This window comes from Streptomyces colwelliae (assembly GCF_048158785.1).
Lineage (GTDB): Bacteria > Actinomycetota > Actinomycetes > Streptomycetales > Streptomycetaceae > Streptomyces.
Genome location: NZ_JBLTJC010000066.1, coordinates 22,317 through 38,318, shown reverse-complemented (window position 1 = coordinate 38,318; position 16,002 = coordinate 22,317). Strand labels below are relative to the sequence as shown.

Sequence of the window (16,002 nt, the reverse complement as noted above, 5' to 3'; positions counted from 1 at the left end):
CTGGTCCTTCGAGATACGGCGGATGACGAGAGGTGAAGGAGTGCCGATCGCCGGCCAGGTGCCCCGGGTCGCCGACAGCAGCGGATCCTGCTGCCCGGTCCGCCCACCGATCGGGTCCGTCTCGCCCCGCCGACTGGTTCAAGAAGAACCCCAAGTCGGCGATCGTCACCGCGATGGGCAAGCGCCTCGTCGCCGTCGGCTGCTCGGCGTACACCTCCGGCCCCGGCCCCCAGTGGACCACCGCCGACAAGGCCTCCTACGCCAAGTGGCAGCGCAAGCTCGGCTACACCGGCACGGCGGCGGACGGCTGGCCGGGCGCCACCTCCTGGATCGCGCTGAAGGTCCCGTACAGCTCCTGAACCCCTCGGAAAGGCAAGGTCCACCCATGTCAGAGGCCGCCAAGCGCACCCTCCGTACCGTTCTCCAGACCGCTGTCGGCCTGTGTGTCCTGCTGCCGACGGTCGTCGACGCCGCCGGTGTCCCGGACACCCTGCCCTGGGTGGCCGCGGCACTGGCCGTCGCCGCCGGCGTCACCAGGGTCATGGCCCTGCCCGCCGTACAGGCGCTGTTGCCTTCCTGGCTGCGCACCGACGTTCCTGCGGCCGGCGACGGCGCGCTGCTGAAGCTGGTCAAGTCCGAGCCGGAACGGGAGGACGCGTGAACGAACCCACGTCCCTGTCCGACCCGATCGCCGTCGCCGTGGAACTGGAACGGCTGCGCGGAACCGTGGAGGCCGGCTTCGCCCGGGTCGACGGCTCGCTCGCGCTGCTGGTCCAGCGCAGCGACCAGACCGACCGCCAACTCGCCGACCACGAACAGCGGTTGGACGCCCTGGAGCGGTCACGCTGGCCGCTCGCCAGCATCGGCGCCCTGGCCGCGATCGCCACGGTGGTGGTCACCGCCTGGGAGCTGACACCGCACTGAGAAACGCCGAAGGGCGGTCACCCCGTACGAACCGGGGTGACCGCCCTTCAGAACCAACTGATCAACTACTACTGGTTGTACGGACCGTAGTCGTAGTCCTCCAGCGGAACGGCCTGGCCGGAGCCCGTGCCGAACGGCGAGTAGTCGATGTCGTCGTAGCCGACGGCCGAGTACATCGCGGCCTTGGCTTCCTCGGTCGGCTCGACCCGGATGTTGCGGTAGCGGGACAGACCCGTACCGGCCGGGATGAGCTTACCGATGATGACGTTCTCCTTGAGGCCGATCAGGGAGTCGGACTTGGCGTTGATCGCCGCGTCCGTCAGAACCCTGGTCGTCTCCTGGAAGGACGCCGCCGACAGCCAGGACTCCGTGGCCAGCGAGGCCTTGGTGATACCCATGAGCTGCGGACGACCGGAGGCCGGGTGACCGCCCTCCTGGACCACACGACGGTTCTCCTGCTCGAAGCGCGAACGCTCGACCAGCTCGCCGGGCAGCAGCTCGGCGTCGCCGGACTCGATGATCGTCACGCGGCGGAGCATCTGCCGGATGATGATCTCGATGTGCTTGTCGTGGATCGACACACCCTGCGAGTTGTAGACCTTCTGGACCTCGCCGACCAGGTGGACCTGGACGGCACGCTGACCCAGGATGCGCAGCACGTCGTGCGGGTTGGTGGCACCCACGGTGAGCTTCTGGCCCACCTCGACGTGCTCGCCCTCGCTGACCAGGAGACGGGCGCGCTTCGAGATCGGGAACGCCGTCTCGTCGCTGCCGTCGTCCGGGGTGACGACGAGCTTCTTGGTCTTCTCGGTCTCCTCGATCCGCACGCGGCCCTGGGCCTCGGAGATCGGGGCGACACCCTTCGGCGTACGAGCCTCGAAGAGCTCGACGACACGGGGCAGACCCTGGGTGATGTCGTCACCGGCCACACCACCGGTGTGGAAGGTACGCATCGTCAGCTGCGTGCCGGGCTCACCGATGGACTGGGCGGCGATGATGCCGACCGCCTCACCGATGTCGACCAGCTTGCCGGTGGCCAGCGAGCGGCCGTAGCACATGGCGCAGGTGCCGACGGCGGACTCGCAGGTCAGGACCGAGCGGGTCTTGACCGTCTCGATGCCGTGCTTGACCAGCTCGTCGATGAGGACGTCGCCGAGGTCGGTGTTGGCCGGGGCCAGCACCTTGCCGTCGACGGTGATGTCCTCGGCCAGCGCACGTGCGTACACGCTGGTCTCGACGTTGTCGGCCTTGCGCAGGACACCGTCCGCGCCGCGCTCCGCGATGTGCAGCTTGAGGCCGCGGTCGGTGCCGCAGTCCTCCTCGCGGATGATGACGTCCTGGGAGACGTCGACCAGACGACGGGTGAGGTAACCCGAGTCGGCGGTACGGAGAGCCGTGTCCGCCAGACCCTTACGAGCACCGTGAGTCGAGATGAAGTACTCCAGCACCGACAGGCCCTCACGGAAGGAGGCCTTGATCGGACGCGGGATCGTCTCGTTCTTGGCGTTCGACACCAGACCACGCATACCCGCGATCTGACGCATCTGCATCATGTTTCCTCGGGCACCCGAGTCGACCATCATGAAGATGGGGTTGGTCTTCGGGAAGTTCGCGTTCATCGCCTCGGCGACCTCGTTGGTCGCCTTGGTCCAGATCGCGATGAGCTCCTGCGTGCGCTCTTCCTTGGTGATCAGACCGCGCTCGTACTGCTTCTGGACCTTCTCGTCCTGCGCCTCGTAGCCCTTGACGATCTCCTTCTTCGCCTCGGGAACGACGACGTCGGAGATGGCCACGGTGACACCGGAACGGGTCGCCCAGAAGAAGCCGGCCGCCTTCAGGTTGTCGAGCGTCGCCGCCACGATGACCTTGGGGTAGCGCTCGGCCAGGTCGTTGACGATCTCGGAGAGCTGCTTCTTGCCCACCGAGTAGTCGACGAACGGGTAGTCCTCGGGCAGCAGCTCGTTGAAGAGCGCGCGGCCCAGGGTCGTACGGAGGCGGAAGGTGTCACCCTGCTGCCACTCGGGCTCGCCCTCCTCGCGGACCGGCGGCACCCAGCCACGCGGCGGGATGGTGCCCACCGGGAAGCGGATGTCCACGGCCGACTGGAGCGCCAGCTCGCCGCCGTCGAACGCCATGGTCGCCTCGGCCGTGGAGCCGAACGCGCGGCCCTCGCCCTTGACGTCACGGAGTTCACCGTCGGTGGTGAGGAAGAACAGACCCAGCACCATGTCCTGGGTCGGCATGGTGACGGGACGACCGTCGGCCGGCTTCAGGATGTTGTTCGAGGACAGCATCAGGATGCGGGCCTCGGCCTGCGCCTCCGCGGAGAGCGGCAGGTGTACGGCCATCTGGTCACCGTCGAAGTCCGCGTTGAACGCGGTGCAGACGAGCGGGTGGATCTGGATGGCCTTGCCCTCGACCAGCTGCGGCTCGAAGGCCTGGATGCCGAGGCGGTGCAGCGTCGGCGCACGGTTCAGCAGAACCGGGTGCTCGGCGATGACCTCTTCGAGGACGTCGTAGACGACCGTGCGGCCGCGCTCGACCATCCGCTTCGCCGACTTGATGTTCTGCGCGTGGTTCAGGTCCACCAGGCGCTTCATCACGAACGGCTTGAAGAGCTCCAGCGCCATGGCCTTCGGCAGACCGCACTGGTGCAGCTTCAGCTGCGGGCCGACGACGATCACGGAACGCGCGGAGTAGTCCACGCGCTTGCCGAGCAGGTTCTGACGGAATCGACCCTGCTTGCCCTTGAGCATGTCGCTCAGGGACTTCAGCGGGCGGTTACCGGGACCGGTGACCGGACGACCACGACGACCGTTGTCGAAGAGGGCGTCGACGGCCTCCTGGAGCATGCGCTTCTCGTTGTTGACGATGATCTCGGGAGCACCGAGATCCAGAAGCCGCTTCAGGCGGTTGTTGCGGTTGATCACACGGCGGTACAGGTCGTTCAGGTCGGAGGTCGCGAAGCGGCCACCGTCCAGCTGCACCATCGGGCGAAGGTCCGGCGGGATGACCGGGACGCAGTCGAGAACCATGCCCTTGGGGCTGTTGGAGGTCTGCAAGAAGGCAGACACGACCTTCAGTCGCTTCAGCGCACGGGTCTTCTTCTGGCCCTTGCCGGTGCGGATGATCTCGCGAAGCCGCTCGGCCTCTTCGTCCAGGTCGAAGGACTCCAGGCGCTTCTGAAGCGCCGCGGCACCCATCGAACCGTCGAAGTACGTGCCGAAGCGGTCACGCAGCTCGCGGTAGAGGAGCTCGTCGCCCTCCAGGTCCTGGACCTTGAGGTTCTTGAACCGGGTCCACACCTCGTCCAGGCGGTCGATCTCGCGCTGCGCACGGTCGCGCAGCTGCTTCATCTCGCGCTCGGCACCTTCGCGCACCTTGCGGCGCACGTCGGCCTTGGCACCCTCGGCCTCAAGCTCGGCCAGGTCGGTCTCGAGCTTCTTGGCACGGGCCTCGAGGTCCGAGTCACGCCGGTTCTCGACCTGCTGACGCTCCACGGAGACGTGCGCCTCCAGCGAGGGCAGGTCACGCGTGCGGCGCTCTTCGTCGACGAACGTGATCATGTACGCCGCGAAGTAGATGACCTTCTCGAGGTCCTTCGGGGCGAGGTCGAGCAGGTATCCCAGACGCGACGGGACACCCTTGAAGTACCAGATGTGGGTGACGGGCGCGGCCAGTTCGATGTGGCCCATCCGCTCACGGCGCACCTTGGCGCGGGTCACCTCGACGCCGCAGCGCTCACAGATGATGCCCTTGAAGCGAACGCGCTTGTACTTGCCGCAGTAGCACTCCCAGTCCCGGGTCGGACCGAAGATCTTCTCGCAGAAGAGTCCGTCCTTTTCGGGCTTGAGCGTGCGGTAGTTGATGGTCTCAGGCTTCTTGACCTCGCCGTGGCTCCACTGACGGATGTCGTCAGCGGTGGCCAGACCGATCCGGAGCTCATCGAAGAAGTTGACGTCGAGCACTATGCGTCAATCCCTCTCAGGGTTGTAAGTCTTGGGGTCTGATACGGGGGTCCTGGGGCCGGAGACCTGCGTGGCGCAGGTCTCCGGACTCCCGTCAGACCTCTTCGACGCTGCTCGGCTCGCGCCGGGACAGGTCGATGCCGAGCTCCTCCGCTGCGCGGAAGACATCCTCGTCGGTGTCACGCATCTCGATGGACATACCGTCACTGGACAGCACCTCCACGTTCAGGCAGAGCGACTGCATCTCCTTGATGAGCACCTTGAAGGACTCGGGGATGCCGGGCTCGGGGATGTTCTCGCCCTTGACGATGGCCTCGTAGACCTTCACGCGGCCGGTCACGTCGTCGGACTTGATGGTGAGCAGCTCCTGGAGGGCGTAGGCGGCGCCGTATGCCTCCAGCGCCCACACCTCCATCTCGCCGAATCGCTGACCACCGAACTGCGCCTTACCACCCAGCGGCTGCTGGGTGATCATCGAGTACGGACCGGTCGAACGGGCGTGCAGCTTGTCGTCGACCAGGTGGTGCAGCTTCAGGATGTACATGTAGCCGATCGAGATCGGCTCCGGGAACGGCTCGCCGGAGCGGCCGTCGAACAGGTTGGCCTTTCCGGAGGCCTGGACCAGGCGGTCGCCGTCGCGGTTCGGGATCGTGGCCTCGAAGAGACCGGAGATCTCGTCCTCGCGGGCACCGTCGAAGACCGGGGTCGCGACGTTGGTACCCGGCGCGACCTGGTCGGCGCCGATGACCTGGAGGCGCTTCGCCCAGTCCTCGCTGAACCCGGAGACGTCCCAGCCGCGACTGGCGAGCCAGCCGAGGTGGATCTCCAGGACCTGTCCCGGGTTCATTCGGGACGGGACACCCAGCGGGTTCAGGATGATGTCGACCGGAGTCCCGTCCTCGAGGAACGGCATGTCCTCGATGGGCAGGATCTTCGAGATGACACCCTTGTTGCCGTGCCGGCCGGCCAGCTTGTCACCGTCGGTGATCTTGCGCTTCTGCGCAACATACACACGGACCAACTGGTTGACGCCGGGCGGCAGTTCGTCGCCCTCCTCGCGGTCGAAGACGCGGACGCCGATGACCTTGCCGATCTCGCCGTGCGGCACCTTCAGCGAGGTGTCGCGCACCTCGCGCGCCTTCTCACCGAAGATCGCGCGGAGCAGGCGCTCCTCGGGGGTCAGCTCGGTCTCACCCTTGGGCGTGACCTTGCCGACGAGGATGTCACCGGCGACGACCTCGGCACCGATACGGATGATGCCGCGCTCGTCGAGGTCGGCGAGGACCTCCTCGGAGACGTTCGGGATGTCCCGGGTGATCTCCTCGGGGCCGAGCTTGGTGTCACGGGCGTCGACCTCGTGCTCCTCGATGTGGATCGAGGAGAGGACGTCGTCCTGTACGAGGCGCTGCGACAGGATGATCGCGTCCTCGTAGTTGTGACCCTCCCACGGCATGAACGCCACGAGCAGGTTCTTGCCGAGCGCCATCTCGCCGAACTCGGTCGCCGGACCGTCGGCCAGCACCTGGCCGGCGATGATCCGGGCGCCCTCGTCCACGACAACCTTCTGGTTGACGGAGGTGCCCTGGTTGGAGCGGGAGAACTTGGCGAGGCGGTACGTGGTGTACGTGCCGTCGTCGTTGGCGGTGGTGATGTAGTCCGCGGAGACCTCCTGGACCACACCGTCCTTCTCCGACTTCAGGACGTCACCGGCGTCGACCGCACAGCGGTACTCCATGCCGGTGCCGACCAGCGGCGCCTCGGACTTGATGAGGGGCACGGCCTGACGCATCATGTTCGCGCCCATGAGGGCACGGTTGGCGTCGTCGTGCTCCAGGAAGGGGATCATCGCGGTCGCGACGGACACCATCTGGCGCGGGGAGACGTCCATGTAGTCGACGTCGTCACCGGGGACGTAGTCGACCTCTCCGCCACGACGGCGGACCAGGACGCGGGACTCCTCGAACCGGAAGTCGTCCCCGAGCGGCGCGTTGGCCTGCGCGATGACGAATCGGTCCTCTTCGTCGGCGGTCAGGTAGTCGACCTCGTCGGTGACGACACCGTCGGTGACCCGGCGGTACGGCGTCTCGACGAAACCGAACGCGTTGACCCGGCCGTAGGAGGCGAGCGAGCCGATCAGGCCGATGTTCGGGCCTTCAGGGGTCTCGATCGGGCACATGCGGCCGTAGTGCGAGGGGTGCACGTCACGGACCTCGAAGCCGGCCCGCTCGCGGGAGAGACCACCCGGGCCAAGCGCCGACAGACGGCGCTTGTGGGTGAGACCCGACAGCGGGTTGTTCTGGTCCATGAACTGCGACAGCTGGCTGGTGCCGAAGAACTCCTTGATGGAGGCGACGACCGGCCGGATGTTGATCAGGGTCTGCGGCGTGATCGCCTCGACGTCCTGGGTCGTCATCCGCTCGCGGACGACTCGCTCCATACGCGCCAGGCCCGTACGGACCTGGTTCTGGATGAGCTCGCCGACGTTGCGCAGACGACGGTTGCCGAAGTGGTCGATGTCGTCGGTCTCGACGACGATCGAGGCGCCGTTGTCACCAACGGTCTCGGTCTCACCGGCGTGCAGCTTCACCAGGTACTTGATCGACGAGATGATGTCCTCGACGGTCAGCACACCGGCGTCCAGCGGGGCCTCGCTGCCCAGCTTCTTGTTCACCTTGTAGCGGCCGACCTTGGCGAGGTCGTAGCGCTTCGGGTTGAAGTAGAGGTTCTCAAGAAGCGTCTGCGCGGCCTCGCGGGTCGGGGGCTCGCCCGGACGCAGCTTGCGGTAGATGTCGAGGAGCGCGTCGTCCTGGCCCTGGGTGTGGTCCTTCTCCAGGGTGGCGCGCATGGACTCGTACTCGCCGAACTCCTCCAGGATCTGCTCGGTCGTCCAACCGAGAGCCTTGAGCAGGACGGTGACGGACTGCTTGCGCTTGCGGTCGATGCGGACACCGACCATGTCGCGCTTGTCGATCTCCATCTCCAGCCAGGCACCCCGGGACGGGATGACCTTGGTGGAGAAGATGTCCTTGTCGGACGTCTTGTCGATCGAGGAGTCGAAGTAGACGCCCGGCGAACGGACCAGCTGCGACACGACGACACGCTCGGTGCCGTTGATGACGAAGGTGCCCTTGTTGGTCATGAGCGGGAAGTCGCCCATGAAGACCGTCTGGGACTTGATCTCGCCGGTCTCGTTGTTGGTGAACTCAGCGGTTACGAAGAGTGGGGCGGCGTACGTGAAGTCGCGCTCCTTGCACTCGTCGATGCTGTTCTTGGGAGGTTCGAAACGGTGGTCGCGGAAGGTCAGCGACATCGACCCGGAGAAGTCCTCGATCGGAGAGATCTCCTCGAAGATCTCCTCCAGACCGGACTTCGTGGGGACGTCCTGACCCGACTCCAGAGCCGCCTCGACCCGACTCTGCCAGGCGGAGTTGCCGAGCAGCCAGTCGAAGCTCTCGGTCTGCAACGCGAGCAGGTTGGGAACCTCGAGGGGCTCCTTGATCTTTGCAAAGGAGATGCGCAGCGGGGCGGTGCTGGCGCCGTTGTTCATATTCGCGGTCGAGGCAGTGCGCGAGGCGGCCAAGAGGGGGTCCTTCCGAGGGCTCGGACTCACTACGCGCGTACCGGCCCCTCTCAGGGGCAAAGAGACATGGACTTCCTGAGACGGCCCGGAAAGGCCAGGTCAGAGTTGGTCCGGTCATCGATGCTCAAGTGAGGGCATGCCCCTGGTGACGGGCAGGGAGCAGCTAACAGGCAGCGCAAAGGGTCAGTGTAGCCACTTGGCGCACTGATGTCCAGCCCCGCTTTTTTGAGACCCTCGTCGTGCTCAACACCCTCGGCAAGCTCACGTCCTCAACGCGTTGATACTGCCCTCTTCGCCGCCGATCCATGCCTCGGATTCGGATCGTTGTGACGACGCGTCCTGAGAATTGCGCGCTGCGTGCGGTTCGTCAAGGCCTCCATGGCCCACACCACATGCCACCAGGGCCGCCCGGAGGCACGAAGAAGATCACCATACTCCGCGAACCCCTGATCGCAAGGCTGCCGCTCACCCGACCCAGGAACGCCGAAGAGCGACCACCCAGATGGATGATCGCTCTTCAGTGCTTAGGCGTTACAAGGTCCTTGGGACCTCGTCCACGACCCAGACGGAGTTACTTGACCTCGACCGAGGCGCCGGCGGCCTTGAGGGACTCGGCGGCCTTCTCGGCGACGTCCTTGGCGACCTTCTCGACGACGGGCTTCGGGGCGCCGTCCACGAGGTCCTTGGCCTCCTTCAGGCCCAGCGAGGTCAGCTCACGCACGACCTTGATGACCTGGATCTTCTTCTCGCCGGCACCCGTGAGGATGACGTCGAACTCGTCCTGCTCGGCCTCGGCCTCGGCCGGGGCACCGGCGGCGGCGGGGCCCGCAACGGCGACCGCGGCGGCGGCGGTGACGTCGAACTTCTCCTCGAACGCCTTCACGAACTCGGAAAGCTGGATGAGGGTCATGGTCTCGAACTCGGCGAGCAGTTCGTCCTGGGTGAGAGCCACGATGGCTTCCTTCCACTAATTTCGGCTGGTGCCGGTGTGTACATGTCTGGCGGGCGTACGTTCGGCCCGCTGCGACCGTTGCCTTGGGCGCGGAGCCTCAGGCGTCGGTCATGCTGCGAGCCGAATTACTCGGCACCGCCCTGCTCTTCTTGCTTGGCGCGAAGGGCGTCCACCGTGCGGACGAGCTTCGACGGAAGCGCCTGGAAGAGCTGCGCAGCCTGAGTCTGCTTGCCCTTGAAGGCACCCGCCAGCTTGGAGAGCAGAACCTCGCGGGACTCGAGGTCCGCGAGCTTCTTGATCTCGTCGGCGGACAGCGCCTTGCCGTCAAGGACACCGCCCTTGATGACGAGGTTCGGGTTGTCCTTGGCGAAGTCACGAAGACCCTTCGCCGACTCCACCGGGTCACCGGTGATGAAGGCGACCGCCGTCGGACCGTTGAACAGGTCGTCGAGCGTAGAGATCCCGGCCTCGTTGGCCGCAATCTTGGTCAGCGTGTTCTTCACCACGGCGTACTGGGCGTTCTCACCGAGCGAACGACGCAGCGTCTTGAGCTGCGCCACGGTGAGACCCCGGTACTCGGTCAGCACGGCGGCGTTCGAGTCGCGGAACTGGTCCGCGAGCTCGGCTACCGCGGCAGCCTTGTCGGGCCTTGCCATAGAGCGTCGGCCTCCTTCCGGGTGATGAGGACCGCTCAGAAGGGGCTGGGACAGAAGAAACGCCCCGGCGCAGGCGCACGGGGCGTAGCTCGACCGGAAACAACATCCCGGGAGCACATCCAGTTCACCTGCGCGGGTCGTCCACTGTTCAGCGGATCCTTCGGTCACCGCACCCTTTGACAAGCACGGCAACGACCAGCGGTCTTTGGCTTCTCCCGAAGAGTACGGGACCCCCATACTCCCAAGCAAATCCGCCCGTACGGCTCAGCGGCTCCACCGTGTCAACGGCTCCGCCGGCGAGCAGCGGGGCGGCAGGCCCCCGGCGAATTCCCGTCCCCCGCACCGGAGTTGAGCCCGGCTCAAGAGCTGGTGCCGGACCCGGTCGACGTGCCGCTGCTGCCCGAGCCCGCACCCTGCTGCTTCAGCAGCGCCGTGAAGTCCTCGGTGTCGCTCGCCGGGGGCACGGTCGCGTCGACCTTCACGCCGTAGTCGCTGTAGTAGGCGGTCTGGGTGTACTGGCCCGAGGACATCTGGCCCTTCTCGACCTTCTTGACCAGCAGGTCCTGGGCGTTGACCCAGATGTCGACCTGCTCCGTGGTGACGCCGGCCGCGGTGAGCTGCTTCTTGAGGCCGGCGAGCTGGCTCGCGGTGAGGCTGGAGTTCTTGGCGGCGAGGTCGGCGACGTCGACCGTGCCCGAGTAGTGCGTGGCCTGCTGTCCGCGCACCGACTCCGTACCGACCTTCTTGACGTCCCCGGAGGCGAGCAGGAGCTTCACCGACTGGTTCGGCGTGGAGTTCTGCATCTGGTCCTTGAGGTACGCGCCGGAGCTGCCACCGAGCTTGGCCAGGTCGTCGTAGTCGTACTTCAGCCAGTGCTTCCCGCCCGCCTGCTCGGCGAACTTGTCGCCCATCTTCGCGTAGTAGGCATCCGGCAGATAGCGGGCCTCCATCGACGTGCTGCCGGCCGCGCGCATCGTCTCGGCCATCGTGCCGCCGGTGTACGTCATCGTGAGGACGCCGGTGATCCCGTCGCCCCAGCCGAGGTTGCCCTTGGCGTCCATGGACATCAGGGAGCCCATCACGGTGGAGGACTCGACCTTGGCGGAGTCGGCCTTGTCGGTGGACTTCTCGGCGCTGCGCAGGGCCGCTATGGGGCTCACCCGCGTCGACCCCTTGCCCGCGGCCTTGTCGTCCTTGCCGGAGCCCCCGGAGGAGCCCGAGGAACCACAGGCGGCCACCGAAGCCAGCGCAGTCGCCACCGCGATCGAGAGGCCTATCCGGCGCACGGTCGTGCTCTTCATTCGTCCCCACCCCTATGCGATTGCTGTGCCTGCCAAGAACGCTAGCGCAGCGCACTGACACCCCGTACGAAAAGAGGACGAGCCCCGCAACCGGAATGGTTGCGGGGCTCGCCCCATGCTGACGCGTACCTGACGCGGCTACCTCGGTGAGCGCGGGGCTCAGACGGCGGCCGGGTCCTCCTCGACGAGGAGGTTACGGGTGCGGTTCGGGTCGATCGGAATGCCGGGGCCGATCGTGGTGCTGATCGCGGCCTTCTTGATGTAACGACCCTTGGCGGCGGACGGCTTCAGACGGAGGATCTCGTCCAGGGCCGCGCCGTAGTTCTCCACCAGCTTGGTGTCGTCGAAGGACGACTTGCCGATGATGAAGTGCAGGTTCGAGTGCTTGTCGACGCGGAACTCGATCTTGCCGCCCTTGATCTCGTTGACGGCCTTGACCACGTCCGGCGTCACGGTGCCGGTCTTGGGGTTCGGCATGAGACCACGGGGACCGAGCACGCGGCCCAGGCGGCCGACCTTGCCCATGAGGTCCGGGGTGGCGACGACGGCGTCGAAGTCCAGCCGGCCCTTCGCCACCTCGTCGATGAGTTCGTCGGAACCGACGATGTCGGCGCCCGCGGCGGTCGCGGCCTCGGCACGGTCACCGGTCGCGAAGACCAGGACCCGGGCGGTCTTACCGGTGCCGTGCGGGAGGTTCACGGTGCCACGGACCATCTGGTCGGCCTTGCGCGGGTCGACACCCAGGCGGAAGGCGACCTCGACGGTGCCGTCGAACTTGGAGGTGGAGGTCTCCTTGGCGAGACGGACGGCCTCGAGCGGGGCGTAGAGCTTGTCCCGGTCGATCTTCTCGTCCGCAGCGCGGAGAGACTTGCTGCGCTTGCTCACTACTGCTCCTGTGTGTGTTCTGAGGAGTCGTGGTGTGGGCCGAGCAGGCCCTGCCACGGTCTTTCCTACGAGGTGAAGGTCAGCCCTCGACCGTGATGCCCATGGAACGGGCGGTGCCGGCGATGATCTTCGACGCGGCGTCCAGGTCGTTGGCGTTCAGGTCGGGAAGCTTGGTCGTGGCGATCTCACGAACCTGCGCCTCGGTGATCTTGGCGACCTTGGTCTTGTGCGGCTCGCCGGAGCCCTTCTCGACACCAGCGGCCTTGAGGATCATCTTCGCGGCCGGCGGAGTCTTGGTGATGAAGGTGAAGGAGCGGTCCTCGTAGACCGTGATCTCCACCGGGATCACCCAGCCACGCTGCGACTCGGTCGCCGCGTTGTAGGCCTTGCAGAACTCCATGATGTTGACGCCGTGCTGACCGAGCGCGGGGCCGACCGGCGGAGCCGGGTTCGCCGCACCGGCGTTGATCTGGAGCTTGATGAGCCCCGTGACCTTCTTCTTCTTGGGAGGCATTGCTCTCCGGGTCCTTTCGATTCGGGTCCTGCCCACCTCCGGGAATCACCCGGACGCAGGCATACCGCACAACGATAGCGGGTAAGACGCCACGACCAAAAACGAGAAAGGTCAGGGGGTTCACTGGGAACCCACCTGACCTGCCCCACCCAGGGGCGCGGGGCTGCGTCGATATGCGACTACCGTCGCGTGAGCACGACCAGCCCCCACACACCCGCAGCCGAAGTACTGCTAGTTCTTCTGAATCTGATCGAAGGAGAGCTCGACCGGCGTCTCGCGGCCGAAGATCTCGACGAGACCCTTGACCTTCTTCGAGTCGGCGTTGATCTCGTTGATCGTGGCCTGCAGCGTCGCGAACGGACCGTCGGTGACGGTGACCGAGTCGCCGACCTCGAAGTCCAGCACCTGGACCTCGACCTTGCGCTGCGGAACCGGCTTGCCCTCGGCCTCGGCGGCCTCACGCGCGGCCTTCTCCTCGGCCTCCGGGGCGAGCATCTTGACGATCTCGTCCAGGGTCAGCGGGTACGGGTCGTACGCGTTGCCCACGAAGCCGGTGACGCCGGGGGTGTTGCGGACGACACCCCAGGACTCGTTCGTCAGGTCCATGCGGACCAGGACGTAGCCCGGGAGCTTGTTCTGCTTGATGGTCTTGCGGTCGCCGTTCTTGATCTGGACGACCTCTTCTTGCGGCACCTCGGCCGCGAAGATGTAGTCCTCGACGTTCAGCGAGACGGCGCGCTGCTCCAGGTTGGTCTTCACGCGGTTCTCGTAACCGGCGTACGTGTGGATGACGTACCACTCGCCGGGCAGGAGACGCAGCTCTTCGCGCAGGGCGACGACGGGGTCGACGGGCTCGGCCGGTTCGGCCTCTTCCTCGTCGTCCTCGGCCGTGGCCTCGTCGTCGAGGTCCTCGGTCGCTTCCGCGTCCTCGTCCTCGACGTGCACGGCGGCTTCCTCGGCCGGCTCGCCCGCGTCGGCGTCCGCAGCCTCGACCTCGTCCAGCTCCTCGTCCGCGCCCTCGACGATGTCGAGTTCGTCTTCCACGGACTCGTCCGGCTCGACGGCCTCGTTCAGGTTCGGGTCAGACACGTGGCTGCTTCTTCCTGGATACATGGGGGTGGAACACGCGAAAGGGGCGCCGGTCAGGGCGCCCTTCGCTTCCGGCCTCAGCCGAAGACGTATTTCGCGGCGTGATTGAGTCCATAGTCAATCACGGTCACCAGACCGATCATGATGACGACGAAGACGATGACAACCGTCGTGTACGTCGTCAGCTGGTTGCGCGTCGGCCAGACGACCTTGCGGAGTTCCGCGACGATCTGGCGGTAGAAGATGCCGAGGCGCTTCAGCGGGCCCTTCTTGGCGCGCTTGCCGCCCTTGCGGGCCTTCTTCTTGGACTCCGACACCTCGTCCTGGGCATCAGGCATGTCGATGGAGCCCACGGCGTCCGCCATTCATCCTCACCTGTTCCCGGGTCGTGGCCGTGCCGCGCCCGGTCTGAGCCGCACGGCGGTGCATTGCTGTACGTACATGCGCTGCGCACACATCCTGGTGAAGGTGTGTGTAGCAGGGCCGGAGGGACTTGAACCCCCAACCGCCGGTTTTGGAGACCGGTGCTCTACCAATTGAGCTACGACCCTTTGTGACGTCCCCAACGTACCGCATCCGCCCGGGTGCTCGGTGTGCACCTGGTAGGGCGCGGCTGTTGAAGGCCAACGAGCTAGGAGTGTACGTGCTCCGGGGCCGGTCGTCGAACAGAAAGTGCCTGTACGGGGATTGCCGGAGGAAGATCGCCCAGGCCGGGGCGGGAATCCGGACGGTTGTTCAATGCCTTCCCGATCCTGTTCAGTCTGTGAAACCGGTGTGCCGGGCGGGTTTCCGGTCTGAAACGATGGGCCCATGAGCGCCTCAACCCCTCCCACCGAGCGCCGGGTCTCCGCCCGAGTCGGCGCGATCTCCGAGTCCGCCACCCTCGCCGTGGACGCCAAGGCAAAGGCCCTCAAGGCCGCCGGACGTCCGGTGATCGGCTTCGGCGCGGGTGAACCGGACTTCCCGACCCCGGACTACGTCGTCCAGGCCGCCATCGAGGCCTGCTCGAACCCCAAGTACCACCGCTACACCCCGGCCGGCGGTCTGCCGGAGCTGAAGGCCGCGATCGCCGCGAAGACGCTGCGCGACTCGGGCTACGAGGTGGACGCCTCGCAGATCCTCGTCACCAACGGCGGCAAGCAGGCCATCTACGAGGCCTTCGCCGCGATCCTCGACCCGGGCGACGAAGTCATCGTCCCGGCGCCGTACTGGACGACGTACCCGGAGTCGATCCGGCTCGCGGGCGGTGTCCCGGTGGACGTCGTCGCCGACGAGACGACCGGATACCGCGTCTCGGTCGAGCAGTTGGAGGCGGCCCGCACCGAGAACACCAAGGTCGTCCTCTTCGTCTCGCCGTCGAACCCGACCGGCGCCGTCTACAGCGAGGCCGAGGCCGAGGCGATCGGCCGCTGGGCCGTCGAGCACGGCCTGTGGGTCATGACGGACGAGATCTACGAGCACCTGGTCTACGGCGACGCGAAGTTCACCTCGCTGCCCGCGATCCTCCCCGAGCTGCGCGACAAGTGCATCGTGGTCAACGGCGTCGCCAAGACGTACGCGATGACCGGCTGGCGGGTGGGCTGGATCATCGGCCCGAAGGACGTCGTCAAGGCCGCGACCAACCTCCAGTCGCACGCCACCTCGAACGTCTCGAACGTGGCCCAGGTCGCCGCGCTGGCCGCCGTCTCCGGCAACCTGGACGCCGTCGCGAAGATGGGCGAGGCCTTCGACCGCCGCCGTAAGACGATCGTGCACATGCTGAACGAGATCGACGGGGTGCTGTGCCCGGAGCCGGAGGGCGCGTTCTACGTCTACCCGTCGGTCAAGGCGCTCCTCGGCAAGGAGATCCGCGGCAAGCGCCCGCAGGACTCGGTCGAGCTGGCCGCGCTGATCCTGGAGGAGGCCGAGGTCGCGGTCGTCCCGGGCGAGGCCTTCGGGACCCCCGGTTACCTGCGGCTGTCGTACGCCCTGGGTGACGAGGACCTCGTCGAGGGTGTCAGCCGTATCCAGAAGCTGCTGGCGGAGGCCACGGACTGAGTTTTCGTACCTCTACGCGTGCGTGCGGGCCGTTTCCCTCCGGGGAGGCGGCCCGTTGCTTTGTGCGAGCAAGACCACGATCGAGGAAAGTGGTAC

At 66.4% G+C, this 16,002-nt stretch carries 12 protein-coding genes, 1 tRNA gene and 1 pseudogene; 4 read left to right on the top strand and 10 right to left on the bottom strand.

The annotated features are described in order from the left end of the window. Positions 1–77: 77 nt before the first annotated feature. The 3 genes and pseudogenes from ACNFOC_RS16425 to ACNFOC_RS16415 all read left to right on the top strand — a co-directional run. Positions 78–359: pseudogene (locus tag ACNFOC_RS16425) on the top strand (peptidoglycan-binding protein); the annotation flags it as partial. Positions 360–385: 26 nt separating this feature from the next. Then, positions 386–661: a hypothetical protein gene (locus tag ACNFOC_RS16420; protein WP_393043909.1), complete on the top strand. Its 276-nt coding sequence runs from the start codon at positions 386–388 to the stop codon at positions 659–661. Further along, positions 658–924, top strand: a complete 267-nt coding sequence (locus ACNFOC_RS16415; RefSeq protein ID WP_327401957.1) for a hypothetical protein — start codon at positions 658–660, stop codon at positions 922–924. The genes ACNFOC_RS16420 and ACNFOC_RS16415 overlap by 4 nt, the downstream gene beginning before the upstream one ends. Positions 925–992: 68 nt before the next feature. Here the strand turns inward: ACNFOC_RS16415 and ACNFOC_RS16410 are convergent, their stop codons facing one another. From ACNFOC_RS16410 to ACNFOC_RS16365, 10 genes are all read right to left on the bottom strand, one after another. Further along, complete coding sequence (locus tag ACNFOC_RS16410) at positions 993–4,892, bottom strand: DNA-directed RNA polymerase subunit beta' (protein WP_033279981.1); 3,900 nt, start codon at positions 4,890–4,892, stop codon at positions 993–995. A gap of 94 nt (positions 4,893–4,986) precedes the next feature. Continuing rightward, on the bottom strand, positions 4,987–8,472 hold the full coding sequence (rpoB, locus tag ACNFOC_RS16405) for a DNA-directed RNA polymerase subunit beta (RefSeq protein WP_416959846.1): 3,486 nt from the start codon (positions 8,470–8,472) through the stop codon (positions 4,987–4,989). A 571-nt stretch (positions 8,473–9,043) separates the two neighbouring features. Then, entirely contained in the window at positions 9,044–9,427 is a 384-nt protein-coding gene (gene rplL, locus ACNFOC_RS16400) for a 50S ribosomal protein L7/L12 (protein WP_369192459.1), read from the bottom strand. A 122-nt stretch (positions 9,428–9,549) separates the two neighbouring features. Further along, complete coding sequence (gene rplJ / locus ACNFOC_RS16395; RefSeq protein WP_019055481.1) at positions 9,550–10,080, bottom strand: 50S ribosomal protein L10; 531 nt, start codon at positions 10,078–10,080, stop codon at positions 9,550–9,552. Positions 10,081–10,439: 359 nt separating this feature from the next. Further along, positions 10,440–11,381: an SCO4651 family lipoprotein gene (locus tag ACNFOC_RS16390; RefSeq protein ID WP_416959845.1), complete on the bottom strand. Its 942-nt coding sequence runs from the start codon at positions 11,379–11,381 to the stop codon at positions 10,440–10,442. 159 nt (positions 11,382–11,540) lie between these two features. Then, complete coding sequence (gene rplA, locus ACNFOC_RS16385; protein ID WP_416959844.1) at positions 11,541–12,266, bottom strand: 50S ribosomal protein L1; 726 nt, start codon at positions 12,264–12,266, stop codon at positions 11,541–11,543. Positions 12,267–12,345: 79 nt separating this feature from the next. Further along, positions 12,346–12,780: a 50S ribosomal protein L11 gene (gene rplK / locus ACNFOC_RS16380; RefSeq protein WP_020132675.1), complete on the bottom strand. Its 435-nt coding sequence runs from the start codon at positions 12,778–12,780 to the stop codon at positions 12,346–12,348. Positions 12,781–13,011: 231 nt separating this feature from the next. After that, on the bottom strand, positions 13,012–13,869 hold the full coding sequence (gene nusG, locus ACNFOC_RS16375; RefSeq protein WP_033279975.1) for a transcription termination/antitermination protein NusG: 858 nt from the start codon (positions 13,867–13,869) through the stop codon (positions 13,012–13,014). A 77-nt stretch (positions 13,870–13,946) separates the two neighbouring features. After that, entirely contained in the window at positions 13,947–14,234 is a 288-nt protein-coding gene (secE, locus tag ACNFOC_RS16370) for a preprotein translocase subunit SecE (protein ID WP_019055477.1), read from the bottom strand. Positions 14,235–14,347: 113 nt separating this feature from the next. Then, positions 14,348–14,420: transfer RNA gene (locus ACNFOC_RS16365), tRNA-Trp, on the bottom strand. 259 nt (positions 14,421–14,679) lie between these two features. Here ACNFOC_RS16365 and ACNFOC_RS16360 point away from each other — a divergent pair. Then, on the top strand, positions 14,680–15,906 hold the full coding sequence (locus tag ACNFOC_RS16360; protein WP_406123260.1) for a pyridoxal phosphate-dependent aminotransferase: 1,227 nt from the start codon (positions 14,680–14,682) through the stop codon (positions 15,904–15,906). Positions 15,907–16,002 lie beyond the last annotated feature (96 nt).

Coding starts and splice junctions, on each gene's coding strand:
- ACNFOC_RS16420 (WP_393043909.1), top strand. CDS start 386: ATGTCAGAGGCCGCCAAGCGCACCCTCCGTACCGTTCTCCAGACCGCT.
- rplJ (WP_019055481.1), bottom strand. CDS start 10,080: ATGGCAAGGCCCGACAAGGCTGCCGCGGTAGCCGAGCTCGCGGACCAG.
- ACNFOC_RS16390 (WP_416959845.1), bottom strand. CDS start 11,381: ATGAAGAGCACGACCGTGCGCCGGATAGGCCTCTCGATCGCGGTGGCG.
- ACNFOC_RS16360 (WP_406123260.1), top strand. CDS start 14,680: ATGAGCGCCTCAACCCCTCCCACCGAGCGCCGGGTCTCCGCCCGAGTC.
- secE (WP_019055477.1), bottom strand. CDS start 14,234: ATGGCGGACGCCGTGGGCTCCATCGACATGCCTGATGCCCAGGACGAG.
- rplK (WP_020132675.1), bottom strand. CDS start 12,780: ATGCCTCCCAAGAAGAAGAAGGTCACGGGGCTCATCAAGCTCCAGATC.